Annotated in this window: 15 protein-coding genes and 1 riboswitch; of the genes, 6 read left to right on the top strand and 9 right to left on the bottom strand. The window is 34.6% G+C overall.

The window, feature by feature from the left end; translation table 11 throughout:
- Positions 1-25: 25 nt before the first annotated feature.
- A complete protein-coding gene (locus JOD29_RS07150; protein WP_124763919.1) occupies positions 26-358 on the bottom strand; it encodes a YtxH domain-containing protein in 333 nt (110 codons plus the stop codon).
- Between the two features lie 262 nt (positions 359-620).
- On the opposite strand from JOD29_RS07150, the gene JOD29_RS07145 reads away from it, so the two are divergent.
- Positions 621-842, top strand: coding sequence for a DUF1128 domain-containing protein (locus tag JOD29_RS07145; RefSeq protein WP_124763918.1), 222 nt, complete (start codon positions 621-623; stop codon positions 840-842).
- 318 nt (positions 843-1,160) lie between these two features.
- Here the strand turns inward: JOD29_RS07145 and JOD29_RS07140 are convergent, their stop codons facing one another.
- The 4 genes from JOD29_RS07140 to motA all read right to left on the bottom strand — a co-directional run bounded on the left by JOD29_RS07140 (position 1,161) and on the right by motA (position 4,819).
- Positions 1,161-2,075, bottom strand: coding sequence for a pseudouridine-5'-phosphate glycosidase (locus tag JOD29_RS07140; RefSeq protein WP_124763917.1), 915 nt, complete (start codon positions 2,073-2,075; stop codon positions 1,161-1,163).
- Positions 2,075-3,163 carry a PfkB family carbohydrate kinase gene (locus JOD29_RS07135; protein ID WP_124763916.1) on the bottom strand — a complete coding sequence of 363 codons (1,089 nt, stop codon included), beginning with the start codon at positions 3,161-3,163 and terminating at the stop codon, positions 2,075-2,077. Before JOD29_RS07135 ends, JOD29_RS07140 begins: the two co-directional genes overlap by 1 nt.
- A gap of 125 nt (positions 3,164-3,288) precedes the next feature.
- Positions 3,289-4,032 (bottom strand): flagellar motor protein MotB, encoded by a 744-nt coding sequence (gene motB, locus JOD29_RS07130; RefSeq protein WP_124763915.1) that lies wholly within the window; start codon positions 4,030-4,032, stop codon positions 3,289-3,291.
- Positions 4,016-4,819 (bottom strand): flagellar motor stator protein MotA, encoded by an 804-nt coding sequence (gene motA, locus JOD29_RS07125; protein WP_124763914.1) that lies wholly within the window; start codon positions 4,817-4,819, stop codon positions 4,016-4,018. Before motA ends, motB begins: the two co-directional genes overlap by 17 nt.
- 184 nt (positions 4,820-5,003) lie before the next feature.
- On the opposite strand from motA, the gene JOD29_RS07120 reads away from it, so the two are divergent.
- The 3 genes from JOD29_RS07120 to JOD29_RS07110 all read left to right on the top strand — a co-directional run bounded on the left by JOD29_RS07120 (position 5,004) and on the right by JOD29_RS07110 (position 7,194).
- Positions 5,004-6,239 carry an aminopeptidase gene (locus tag JOD29_RS07120; protein ID WP_124763913.1) on the top strand — a complete coding sequence of 412 codons (1,236 nt, stop codon included), beginning with the start codon at positions 5,004-5,006 and terminating at the stop codon, positions 6,237-6,239.
- A 115-nt stretch (positions 6,240-6,354) separates the two neighbouring features.
- On the top strand, positions 6,355-6,495 hold the full coding sequence (locus tag JOD29_RS07115; protein WP_192894202.1) for a hypothetical protein: 141 nt from the start codon (positions 6,355-6,357) through the stop codon (positions 6,493-6,495).
- A 93-nt stretch (positions 6,496-6,588) separates the two neighbouring features.
- Positions 6,589-7,194, top strand: a complete 606-nt coding sequence (locus JOD29_RS07110; protein ID WP_124763912.1) for a beta-class carbonic anhydrase — start codon at positions 6,589-6,591, stop codon at positions 7,192-7,194.
- Positions 7,195-7,289: 95 nt separating this feature from the next.
- Here the strand turns inward: JOD29_RS07110 and JOD29_RS07105 are convergent, their stop codons facing one another.
- The gene (locus JOD29_RS07105; protein ID WP_239585608.1) at positions 7,290-7,880 is read right to left on the bottom strand and encodes a GNAT family N-acetyltransferase; all 591 of its coding nucleotides are present in this window, start codon (positions 7,878-7,880) and stop codon (positions 7,290-7,292) included.
- A gap of 130 nt (positions 7,881-8,010) precedes the next feature.
- Positions 8,011-8,757 (bottom strand): polyphosphate kinase 2 family protein, encoded by a 747-nt coding sequence (locus tag JOD29_RS07100; RefSeq protein ID WP_124763911.1) that lies wholly within the window; start codon positions 8,755-8,757, stop codon positions 8,011-8,013.
- A 115-nt stretch (positions 8,758-8,872) separates the two neighbouring features.
- On the opposite strand from JOD29_RS07100, the gene JOD29_RS07095 reads away from it, so the two are divergent.
- Positions 8,873-9,592, top strand: a complete 720-nt coding sequence (locus JOD29_RS07095) for a tryptophan-rich sensory protein (RefSeq protein ID WP_124763910.1) — start codon at positions 8,873-8,875, stop codon at positions 9,590-9,592.
- Between the two features lie 71 nt (positions 9,593-9,663).
- On the opposite strand, the gene map is transcribed toward JOD29_RS07095, so the two are convergent.
- Positions 9,664-10,413 carry a type I methionyl aminopeptidase gene (gene map, locus JOD29_RS07090; protein ID WP_124763909.1) on the bottom strand — a complete coding sequence of 250 codons (750 nt, stop codon included), beginning with the start codon at positions 10,411-10,413 and terminating at the stop codon, positions 9,664-9,666.
- Between the two features lie 224 nt (positions 10,414-10,637).
- Complete coding sequence (gene thiT / locus JOD29_RS07085) at positions 10,638-11,198, bottom strand: energy-coupled thiamine transporter ThiT (RefSeq protein WP_124763908.1); 561 nt, start codon at positions 11,196-11,198, stop codon at positions 10,638-10,640.
- A gap of 187 nt (positions 11,199-11,385) precedes the next feature.
- A riboswitch (TPP riboswitch) is annotated at positions 11,386-11,494 on the bottom strand.
- A 128-nt stretch (positions 11,495-11,622) separates the two neighbouring features.
- Between thiT and JOD29_RS07080 the strand changes: the two genes are divergently transcribed.
- Positions 11,623-11,961 carry a magnetosome magnetite crystal formation protein family gene (locus tag JOD29_RS07080; protein ID WP_124763907.1) on the top strand — a complete coding sequence of 113 codons (339 nt, stop codon included), beginning with the start codon at positions 11,623-11,625 and terminating at the stop codon, positions 11,959-11,961.
- The last annotated feature ends 202 nt before the right edge of the window (positions 11,962-12,163 follow it).

Raw genomic sequence — 12,163 nt, 5'->3', positions numbered from 1 at the left:
TCCCTCCGATAAAGAGTCAATGCTCTTAATGAATGATATCTTCTTTTTGACTAAAGGCATTTCGAGTATCTTCAACTAAACTTTGAACAGTGCTTGGCATATCTTTTAATTCCTCAAGGCCACTTGCGATTAAGCTTACATTTTCTGATGTTTTTTCATAAAGCTCTTGTGCTTCCTCCAACTTTTCACTTAATACCTCACGTAGCTCATCGTAGTTTTGGGAATAATATATGATGGAATCTTTCATCTTCTTTGCAGACTCAATTGTATGTTCTCTTGTCTTACGATCTAACATACTTAGTGCAGCTCCTGTAAGTGCACCAATTATAACTGATTTTAATAATTTGCTTTCACTCATTTTCTTTACCTCCATAGACATTTTCTTTATTTTCTTACAACGAGAAACACATCTTGATATCAAACTCCCACGAGATGATGTTTCTTCTTATGCGGATATCTAAGAAATTAAATTCTAATCCGCTACTAAATTTTTCATACTTCCATTTTATAAAAAATTTATTAATTTTTGAAGTCAGCTCCAACTCAAATCATTTATGGTTGACATTGTGCCTTTGAGATGGAATGATTAAATCGTATACTTCGAAAGGCAGGGCAATGACATGGACTTATCAAAGCCATCGCAAGAAAATGTTGTTTATATTATTGAGCAAATGAAAGAAAAACTTCGTATGGTAAATGTGGATGCAATGAGATCTGAACATTTTACAGAAGAACATTATGAGGATCTTTTATACCTATACGAAATGGTAATGAAACGTGACACATTCAGTCCTAGTGAAATGCAAGCAATTGTTACAGAATTAGGTGCATTCAGAAAATAATCACGAATCATATGGTGCAATACATCTTAAAGAAATTATTAAGATGACTAAAAAGAAGTTCTCAAGTCTGTTTTTAATCCATTTTTAGCTTTCGCTAACATTATGGGTTATAAACATTTTGAGAACTTCTTTTTTCATGCATTTTATGAATAATTTTCAACTTCACTCAGTAGAAGTTTTCTACTTCTAGCGAATGAGTTATTACCTCCGTGGACATGCCATTTTCGGAAACATCGGCAATATTTGTTATATATGAGTAGGCTATGACGATAGCGCATCACATAATTACATTACGCCAAGTCGGCAAATTCGATTCGATTATTTATTATTATTTAAGGCAACAGCAATTCCTGCTCCGATTTTAGCATTGTTTTTAACTAGCGCGATATTCGCATCTAAAGATTTACCTTCAGTTAAGTCCTTAACTTTTGCTAATAAGAATGGTGTAACATCCTTTCCTTTAACGCCTTTTTCTTCCGCTTCATTCAATGCTGATCCAATAATCCCCGTGATAAAGTCCTTATCAAGTGCCTGTTCTTCTGGAATTGGGTTAGCAACAACCGCTCCTCCACGAAGTCCTAGGTCCCATTTAGCACGCATCATATCTGCTACTTCTTCTACTGAGTTTGCTTTGAAGTTTACATTGAAATCACTTTCTCTTGTGTAGAAGGCTGGTAAAATATCTGTTCCATATCCAATAACAGGTACACCTTTAGTTTCTAAATACTCAAGTGTTAAGCCAATGTCTAAAATAGATTTAGCTCCTGCACAGACAACAGCTACATTTGTTTGTGCTAATTCTTCTAAGTCTGCTGAAATATCCATCGTCGTTTCAGCACCACGGTGAACACCGCCAATACCACCAGTCACAAACAACTCAATTCCCGCAAGTTCTGCACAAATCATAGTCGCCGCAACAGTTGTCGCACCTAATTTTTTCGTTGCTACTAAGTAACCTAAATCTCTACGTGAAGCTTTTGCAACATCTTTTGCATTTCCAAACATTTCAAGCTCTTCATCAGTTAAACCGATTTTAATTTTCCCATCAATTAATGCAATTGTTGCAGGAACAGCGCCATTATCTCGAATAATTTGCTCTACTTCACGTGCTGTTTTAACATTTTGTGGATACGGCATACCATGTGAAATAATTGTCGATTCAAGCGCTACGACTGGTAGCCCCTTTTCTTTTGCGTCTAATACTTCTTGTGAGTATGATATATATTTTTCCATTAATAATTCCTCCAATTATGTAATTCTTCAGCTGTTAGATCTAATCGTACTGTTTTATCTGATTGCAATGTTTTTGCAGCATTATAAAGGCCGTAATGAACAGATTCCTCTATACTTTCACCATTTAGAGAGCCATGTAAGAAGGCACTGACAAAGGCATCACCTGCACCTGTTACATCTATTACATGATCAACTTTTACTGCTTCAAAGTGATTAATACCTTCATGGTTGCCAACGATGACACCCTCTTCTCCTAATGTTAAAACTACATTTTTTGCACCTTGATCAAGCATTTGTTTCACTGCATTTCTATAATCACTATTTTGATTTAGTGTCATGTTTAAATACGTTTCGGCTTCGTCTTGATTACAAATAAAATATGTAACCCCATCTAAACCTTCTGGCAGATTTTTTATTTTTGGAGATGAGACTGGAATGATTGCTAATGGTACGTTTTTTGTACTTGCAATATTTTTCAAGTATTTAACTGTATCTTTAGGACAGTTTAAATCCACAATGATACACCTTGCATTAAATAAAGTGGCTTCATGTTTCTGCAGTAAACTAGGAAGTAGCTGATCATAAATGTCCATATTTGCCATCGCAATGACGAGCTCACCATTATCTTTCAGGACGGCTGAATAAGAGCCAGAGCTAGAATTCTCTATCTTCTCCACTATGTCCAGGTTAATAAAAGCTTTACTTTCTTCTTTTATCATTTGAGCATCTTGATCTCTTCCGACAGCTGTAATTAGTTTTACTGTATTGCCAAGTCTCCCTAAATTTTCCGCAATGTTTCGAGCAACGCCCCCCACACTCTCACTCATGTGAACAGGGTTAGAGGTTCCTAATTGAACTGAACCTTGAATATAAAATTTACGATCCACATTGGCTCCACCTATTGCAACAATCGAATCCTTTTCTGGCAGAACATAAGCTCTTCCGATAATTTCTCCTTTTTTTATCAACCCAGAAATTATGTTTGCTAAAGCTGGACGAGACATTTGTAATTGCTCGGCCATTTCCTGTTGAGATAAAAAGGCATCTTGCATAATCAAATCAAGAACCATCTTTTCCTTTTCATTCAAGCAATCGTCACCTCCTTAAAACTCACCCATTCATCAATAAACATTTGTTTAAATTATAAACATATGTTTAGTTATAAGTCAAAAAAAAAAAAAAAAACGATGAGCAAACACTCATCGTCTATTTTTTATTCTATTTTTGAGCCGTCCTCATTAACTAACTGCTGTATAAGCACTTCAACACGTCGATTTTGTGCACGTCCTTCAGTCGTATCATTTGATGCTATAGGATTAAATTCTCCATATCCCTTAGCGCTAAAATATTTTGGATTTAAATTAGGATTCGTAGCTACAATAATTTTTAAAAGGTTAACTGCCCTCATTACAGACAATTCCCAGTTTGAGCTAAATTCCACACTGTTTTGAGGTACATTATCTGTATGACCTGTAATAACTACATGACGAGGTGGATCTAATGTTAAAATGGTTGCTAACTCAGCCGCAATCGAACGATAATCTCCTTTTACATCTGCACTACCGGGGTCAAAAAGAATGCTATCCCGTATAGTGATGAGTAATCCTTCATCAGTCATTTCAGTAACAAAGGTTTTTTCTAATTCATTGACCGCAATGAAATTATCTACATCACCCTGTATTTTCTTTAATTCTTTTTGGTCCTCTAAATATGCAGCTTCTTCCTTAGAAATTTGAGGACTTTCTACGACTGCATTATAATCCATAACACCACTACCACTATCAAAGATTCCAGAAAACACTCGGGACATTTTTTCTAACTTTTGTTGATCAACTGAACTTGAAGCAAATAGTACAATAAACAGTGCGAGTAAAAGTGTCAGGAGGTCAGAATAAGGCAAAAGCCACGATTCATTTGGATGCTCATCATGTTTTTTTCGTTTAGTTCTCTTTGCCAAGGCCACCCGCCCCGCTTTCACTCGTTATTCGCACACGGTCTTCTACTGATAAATAAGAAGCAAGCTTTTGCTCAATTACACGAGGGGCTTCACCTTCTAACACCGATAAAATCCCTTCTATCATCATATACTTTTGTTTCACTTCTTCTGCTGATTTTCTTTTTAATTTATTTGCAAATGGATTCCATAAAACATACCCTGTAAAAATCCCAAGTAAAGTTGCAACGAATGCTGCCGAAATTGCATGTCCAAGTTTTTCAATATCATTCATATCTTTTAGAGCTGCAATCAAACCTACTACTGCACCAAGTACCCCTAAAGTTGGTGCATATGTACCAGCTTGTGAAAAAATTTGAGCGCCACTCGTATGACGATCCTCAAGTGCTTCAACTTCCTCTGATAATACATCGCGGATATAATCTGCATTTTGTCCATCAATTGCAAGGGTAAGACCATTTTTTAAAAATGGATCCTCAATTTCTGCAGCTTTAGTTTCTAGTGCTAGTAATCCTTCACGGCGTGCTAAATCTGCCCATTGAGAAAACATTTTAATAATTTCTATATCACTTGTAAGCTTTGTTTCTGTAAATAGAATCTTAAATAACTTTGGGATTCTTTTTAATTCTTTTGTTGGGAACGCAATTGTAACAGATGCAATGGTTCCAACAATAATGATTAAAAAGGCTGCCGGATTAAAAAGCACACTTAAGCTAGCCCCTTTTAGAACCATCCCAACAAATACTGCTACGACCCCAAGTATAATTCCTATGATCGTTGATAAATCCATAAACGTACCTCCAAATTTTCAGCTACTATTTATTTCGACATGCTTTTGATTTTCTTAAGGGGAATCTGGTGAAGTATTATTGTCAATTCTCCAACATATATATTCATTTGATAATTTCAAGTGTTTATCGTTAATATATTATCAGAATTTGGAGTATGATTAAGTATATATAGGGGGAATTCTTATGAGCAATTCATTCGAGGAAAAATTACTAAACTATGCAGAATTAGCGGTAAAAGTTGGCGTAAACATTCAAAAAAATCAATTTCTATATATCGCAGCTTCGATTGATAGTGCACCGCTAGTAAGGTTAATTACGAAATTAGCTTATGAAAATGGAGCCAAACAAGTCTTTGTTGATTATGTAGATGATGAAGTAACACGTTTACGTTATGAGCTTGCCCCAGGAGATTCTTTTGATTTCTTCCCACCGTGGAAATCGCAAGAACGTGAATGGTTGGCTGAACAAGGTGCAGCATTTATAAGTATTATTTCGCAAAGTCCAGACTTGTTAAAAGGAATTGATGCAAAAAGGATTTCCACTTTCCAAAAGGCTTCTGGAAAAGCCTTATCAAAGTACCGTCAATACGTTCAATCCGATAAGATTTCATGGACAGTTATTGCTGCTGCATCACAACACTGGGCTGAAAAGGTATTTCCATCTTTACCAAAAGAACAGCAAGTACCTGCATTATGGGAAGCAATCTTTAAAGCAACCCGTGCTGATTTAGAAAATCCAATTGAAGCATGGAAAACCCATGACGACACCCTTCACGAGAAAGTAGATTATTTAAATAATAAAAAGTATGCGAAATTACATTATACAGCTCCAGGTACTGATTTGGTCATTGAACTTCCAAAAGGCCATTTATGGTGCGGTGCCGGTAGTATAAATGAACAAGGTTATGAATTTATGGCGAATATGCCAACAGAAGAGGTCTTCACTGTCCCATTAAAAACTGGTATTAATGGCTATGTGTCGAGCGCAAAACCATTAAGCTATGGTGGCAATATTATCGATCACTTCAAACTTACTTTTAAAAATGGAAAAATTGTTAATGTGGAAGCAGAACAAGGAGAAGAGGTATTAAGGGATTTAGTAGAAACAGATGAAGGCTCCCACTATTTAGGGGAAGTTGCATTGGTACCTCACCACTCACCAATTTCAGATTCTGGTCTGTTATTCTACAATACTTTATTTGATGAAAATGCATCGAATCATCTAGCAATCGGCAGTGCTTATGCTTTCTGTTTAGAAGGCGGTAAATCGATGTCTCAGCAAGAATTAAAAGAAAATGGCTTAAATCAAAGTATTACACACGTCGATTTTATGATTGGTTCAGAAGAAATGGATATCGATGGAATTCTAGAAGATGGTACAGTTGATGCAATATTCCGCAATGGAAATTGGGCATTTTAAATCAAATTCAGCTTGAAATTGGCAATAGTATTTTCGTTTATAGGCTTACTTCAAGTATTATTATATAGTATAATAGGTTTACAAAATACTTGTTAAATCGAAAGGAGCTTTTTAAATGGGCTTATTTATTTCTACAGTATTAGGTTTCTTCGCAGTTCTTATGCTTTCTATGTCTATGTTTATTCATTATTTACGTGTTGGCTTAGATTCTAAATCTTCAATTCAAATTGATCCAAAACCAACTCAAAAATTTTAATTATAACTGGTCGACAAAATTCTATTCAGAGTTTTGTCGACTTTTTTTATAAATATCGCTATATTATTTATAGTACATAAAGGGGGAAATGAAATGTCAGCATTAGATGATATTTTAAGTTTTAATGAATCATTTGTTAAGTTCAAACAGTACGAACCATACATTACGTCAAAGTTTCCTGATAAAAAAATAGTCATCTTAACATGTATGGATACACGATTAGTAGAGTTATTGCCTAAAGCAATGAATATGCGCAATGGGGATGCAAAAATTGTTAAAAGTGCAGGTGCAATCGTTAACCATCCGTTTGGGGCTGTTATGCGTAGTTTACTTGTAGCGGTATATGAATTACAAGCCGATGAAGTCTATGTAATTGGTCATTATGATTGTGGAATGAGTGCAATCGACCCTCATCAGATGGTAGATCATATGATTGAACGTGGCATAAGTGAAGAGATTATCAACACAATTAATTATTCAGGTGTTGATTTAATTGAATGGTTACGAGGGTTTGGCGATGTTGATGAAAGTATTCAAAAAAGTGTAGATTTAATTCGCAACCATCCGCTAATGCCAAAAGGAACTCCAGTACATGGGCTGGCGATTGAACCAAATACAGGAAAGTTAAATCTCCTTTCAGACGGAAATGTCTATTTAGCCGAGCAAGGCATTGCAATGTTTAAATCAACTGAAGAATAATTAATACTAGTAAAATACATCTTCAGCTTTTATATTTTCTTATTGTCAAGGATGACTTACTTACATCGTTTAGATGGTGAGTCACCCTTTATATTTTAATCATTTTCATTTTGTAGCATTGAATACATATAATGATCTTCCCATTTACCATTAATGTATAGTAGTTCTCTTAAAAGTCCTTCTCGAGTATAGTTGGCATTTTCTAACACTCTTATTGACCCCTCATTTTTTGGTGATACATATGCCTCAATACGATGCAGCTTAACACTCTCAAACCCAAATCTCGTAACGAGCTTTACAGATTCTGAAGTAATCCCTTTTCTTGTAAATCTTTCGTCCATTGAGTATCCAATAAACGCACTTGAATAAGGTAATCTTTTTATTGCATATAGCGAAATATGACCAATTAAATATTTTCGATCTTTTGTAAAGATACCAAAAGAATACTCTCGATTCGCTCGCATTAAATGAATGCTCTCTAGTATTTTTTTGAATTGAGCTTCTTCCGTATAATACTCTTCTTCATGAAGAGGTTCATATGTCGCCCAAAAATATTTATTGTACGTTAATAATTCTGCTAAACTTTTAGCGTCCGATTCAACTAAAGTTCGTAAATAGCATCGTTCCCCCTCAATCTTAACCATTTGATCACCCTTTTTCAGTAATTTAAATAATTTACGTACCATTTTCAATTAACCTAATACCTTTCCCAAATTCTGACCTAATCTTTGGAGCTGTATTAATTCAATTTAACTTCTTCTTTTCTATCATGTATTCTCCATTTACGTTCCGCTTTGAAATGTCTTCTTGTGATTACTAGAGCTCTACATATGTAATGTTTAGTCCTCTTCGACCCAACTCTTTTTCTACATGTTTAATTGTCTCTTTTAATACTATTATGCGTGCATGTTGTTTATTATTTCCGCCTATTAAAACCCATGGTGCATAATCCTGATCAGTTCTGTTAAACATTTCGTCGGCAGCTGCAGTATACTCATCAAATTTTTCACGGTTTCTCCAATCCTCATCCGTAAGCTTCCATACTTTGTAAGGATTAGTTTCACGCTCTTTAAAACGATTTAATTGTTCCTTTCGATCAACATGAAGCCAAAATTTTAACATAATATAATTTTCATCTGTTAAAGTTTTTTCAAAGAGATTAATCTCCTCATATGCACGCGTCCACTCCTCTTTTGATGCATACTTTTCAATTCGCTCCACTAACACTCTTCCATACCAGGAGCGATCAAAGATTCCTATTTGACCATGCATAGGTAACTTTGTCCAAAATCGGTGCATGTAATGAAACTTTAGTTCATGGGGTAGAGGTGCTGAAATTGGATGTACAATAAATCCCCTTGGGTCTAAACGTTCTGTCAAACGCTTGATTGTTCCACCTTTACCAGCCGCATCCATCCCTTCAAATGCAAGGATTAAACCAATGTTGTTATTAAATAAGATTTGCTGAATAGTTAACATTTTTAACTGCAATTTTTTTAATTGCTTTTTATAATCTTTTTTACTAATTGATGATGATAAGTCTATATCTTTAATTCGTTTCATTAGTAATCCACTCCTCTTTCTCTCTAACTTTATTTTACAAAAATTTATAACTTTTTGGAAAATGTTGTTGAATCTTATTTAAATGTATATAATTTTAGAGGGGGGAGTGAAGTATATGGGTCGATTAATCGCATTATTAGTCTCTATTATTGTGGTTACATCCATCACAATAAAAGCATTTTGGTTTGGATTGAATGGCCATACAACACCAGAAATTATTAATCGATTACCTATTTTATTCACACCTGCAACTTATGTATTTGCGTTATGGTTGGTTATAATTGTTTATTTATTGTTGTGGTGTATAAAATACTTCAAGAATCGCCATGATTCAATTTCAACTTTACAGCTAGTATTATTTATACTTACCGTAATATTCCAAATTACTTCCTTATACAATTTCCATAATGATCATTATTACACATCACTATTTTTAATCGGTTTACAAGTGATCACTCTGTTTGGTTTGTACTTCACTTATCCTTTAAACAAAGAATCAATTGCGTTACGTATCCCGATTGCTCTTTATTTAAGTAGAACTGTATTTTTATTCATTCTTCACCTTTGCTACATATTAGTCAAAATTCAGTGGCAAGCATTCGGCTTAAGTAATGCTTTATGGACTGTGATTGTATTGACATTTGGTACTGCCATCGCATTGCATTTACGTTATCATCATTATGATATTGCCTTTCCAATTGTTTTTATTTGGTTTTATATTGGAATTGCAGTTGCAAACGGTTTCGAAGAACTACTCGTAACAATCGCATCACTATTTTTAAGTGGCGTAATAATTGTAGGTATTTTCTTTATTAAAAAAGGTAATCTAAATTAATTTCGGAATAGAAAAAGTCCTGAACACATCTTTTATGCGTTCAGGACTTTTTGTTAGGGATATTTATCTATTTAGTCCAATTGTGTAATAATAATTGGTTTATCTTTTGTTACAACGACTGTATGTTCAATTTGCGCAACAAGGGATTTATCTGGTGTGATAAACGTCCATCCATCACCAGCTTCAACAATCTGTTCTGCTTTAGCAGAGATGAACGGTTCTACTGCTAACACCATTCCCTCTTTCATAATTGTTGTATCCCATGCATCATAGTAATTTAATACATGATCAGGTGCTTCATGTAACGCACGGCCAACACCATGACCAGTTAGATTTAGAATGACAGATAATTTATTATCCCTTGCTTCTCGTTCAACCGCTTTTCCAATTTGATTCAGTTTTGAACCAGCTTTAACTTTTGTCATTGCACGATCAAATGCAGCTTTTGCTACTGTACAAAGTTTTTCCTTGTCTTCGTAACCCTCACCAACAACAAATGAAATTCCAGTATCTGCAAAATATCCATCTAAAGAACCCGAAACATCGATGTTTACTAAATCTCCCTCTTGAATTACTTTATCTCCTGGGATTCCATGGGCAACTTCATGATTTACACTAATACACGTATATCCTGGAAAATCATATTCCCCTTTTGGACCTGAAATAGCTCCGGCTTCCTCAAACATACGACCTGCAATTTCATCTAACTCTTTTGTTGTAACTCCAGGTTTTGTCGCAGCTTTCATAGCATCTCTAATCTCAGCACAAATGCGACCGATTTTTTTTAGAGCCTCTAGCTCTTCATTAGTTTTTACAATCATCTTGACGTTCCTTCCTTGAATAAACAGATTCACATATATAATATAACACAATCACAAGTTCTTATTAGACATTCGTGTATGTATTTCCTTTTTTGATTATGAAATTTGATATTATTGGAAATAATAAAAAAAAGACGCCTTGAAAATTTTAGACGTCTCTTTACGATTGGAAACCGTAAAAGTTAATTTATTTATATAGTGGAAATACGTTTAACAAAAGTTATTTAATTTGTTTTTAAAAGACGTGGTGCAGCACTAAAGATCAGCGCACCTACTACTGCTGTAATAATAGTTGCAGGTAACATGTAAGAGGCATTATAGACAATGGAATATATCCAAACATTTTGATCTCCTGCATATTCTGCGAAGAATATAACGCCACCAATTGTATGAGCTAAGTAGCGTAAAAAACCACCGATTAAAGTACCAATGACAATATATACACTAATTTTCGTCTTATTTACTTCCCTTGCAGCTTCTAAAATTTGCTTACGAACGATTGCTGCAAAACCAACTACAGAAAATGCTACTACATAATCCAATAGTGCCTGTGCCCAATGTAAAATGTAGCCACCAAAAATCATTTGTAAAACACCGATGAGTAACCCTGTCATTAGACCAGACGATAGTCCCCAACGAAAGGCCATTAAAATGATTGGTAACATGACAAGGCTAATGGAACCACCTTGTGCCCATAGAGACAAAGTTAATTTGTCTAAAATCAGACCAATTGCAGCAAAAATGGCAATCTCAACTAGCATTAAAAGTCTTTTATTGTTGTTCATAACAACTCTCCTCTCTATTATTCTGATGTAGAACTTATGAGAAGGAATAGAAAATAACCGCTATACCTGATGATTGTTTTTGTACATTGGGATACTCTACACCCTATCTTGTCCAAAAACGTTTCATCCATATATTTTTTTTAGAAAAAAATAAATGGCACCAGGACAGAGCCTGACGCCATTTGGAGTCGGTTTCTATCCACAATCCCTACGCAAGTGTTAACTTACAGGTTCAAAGAGTTAGTGCAATTCGTGCACAATCTCAGCTGACTTCATCAGCTCCCCTTGTGGTTGATACATCATTATTTATTGTTAGAACGCTTTTATTTTATCAAACTTCTAATATTTTTCAACAAGATTAAAAATATTATCTTATGAACCACAAATATTCAAAATACCCATTCGTTAAAAAGGAGGGATTTTTTTGGAACAGCAATCTAAGGTCATTTCTGCTATCAGCTACCTAAGTATTTTTTTTGCGCCTTTCTTACTTCCTTTAATTTTGTATTTTGTCACGAAAGACCAAGAAGTAAAATTTCATGCAAAACGTGCCCTAATATCACATTCAATCCCTACCATACTAGGCCTCTTTTACGGTGTTCTAATTATTGTATTTTCCTTTACTGCCAGTATGGACAATGGTGACTTTATATTCATTAGTATAATCATTTCAACTCTAATATACTTTGCAATCACGATTATTATAACTGCCTGGAACATCTTTCAAGCAGTTCGAGTATTTCGACGGGAGTTAATTTCGTAAAAGTAGGGAATAGTAAACAAATGAATAGTTACTGTCAATTAAAGGAGTGAATCCACTATGAAATTTGGAAAGGTCGTTAAAACTTTAATTAAAATAGCCCCAATAGTTTACCCAATCGTAAAAGACGCTTTGAATAGTCGAAAGGCTGCTAAAAATAATACAAGTCATCATAATAAATATTACAACTAATTAAGAAGCCCCT

Source organism: Lysinibacillus composti (assembly GCF_016908465.1).
Lineage (GTDB): Bacteria > Bacillota > Bacilli > Bacillales_A > Planococcaceae > Ureibacillus > Ureibacillus composti_A.
The sequence above is the reverse complement of the archived record's forward strand: the minus strand, read 5'-3'. Positions and strand labels throughout refer to the sequence as shown.

What these genes read in the sequence shown, in the direction of transcription:
- JOD29_RS07150 (WP_124763919.1), bottom strand. Translation starts at nt 358, where the DNA reads ATGAGTGAAAGCAAATTATTAAAATCAGTTATAATTGGTGCACTTACA.
- JOD29_RS07145 (WP_124763918.1), top strand. Translation starts at nt 621, where the DNA reads ATGGACTTATCAAAGCCATCGCAAGAAAATGTTGTTTATATTATTGAG.
- JOD29_RS07140 (WP_124763917.1), bottom strand. Translation starts at nt 2,075, where the DNA reads ATGGAAAAATATATATCATACTCACAAGAAGTATTAGACGCAAAAGAA.
- motA (WP_124763914.1), bottom strand. Translation starts at nt 4,819, where the DNA reads ATGGATTTATCAACGATCATAGGAATTATACTTGGGGTCGTAGCAGTA.
- JOD29_RS07120 (WP_124763913.1), top strand. Translation starts at nt 5,004, where the DNA reads ATGAGCAATTCATTCGAGGAAAAATTACTAAACTATGCAGAATTAGCG.
- JOD29_RS07115 (WP_192894202.1), top strand. Translation starts at nt 6,355, where the DNA reads ATGGGCTTATTTATTTCTACAGTATTAGGTTTCTTCGCAGTTCTTATG.
- JOD29_RS07110 (WP_124763912.1), top strand. Translation starts at nt 6,589, where the DNA reads ATGTCAGCATTAGATGATATTTTAAGTTTTAATGAATCATTTGTTAAG.
- JOD29_RS07105 (WP_239585608.1), bottom strand. Translation starts at nt 7,880, where the DNA reads ATGGTACGTAAATTATTTAAATTACTGAAAAAGGGTGATCAAATGGTT.
- JOD29_RS07100 (WP_124763911.1), bottom strand. Translation starts at nt 8,757, where the DNA reads ATGAAACGAATTAAAGATATAGACTTATCATCATCAATTAGTAAAAAA.
- JOD29_RS07095 (WP_124763910.1), top strand. Translation starts at nt 8,873, where the DNA reads ATGGGTCGATTAATCGCATTATTAGTCTCTATTATTGTGGTTACATCC.
- map (WP_124763909.1), bottom strand. Translation starts at nt 10,413, where the DNA reads ATGATTGTAAAAACTAATGAAGAGCTAGAGGCTCTAAAAAAAATCGGT.
- thiT (WP_124763908.1), bottom strand. Translation starts at nt 11,198, where the DNA reads ATGAACAACAATAAAAGACTTTTAATGCTAGTTGAGATTGCCATTTTT.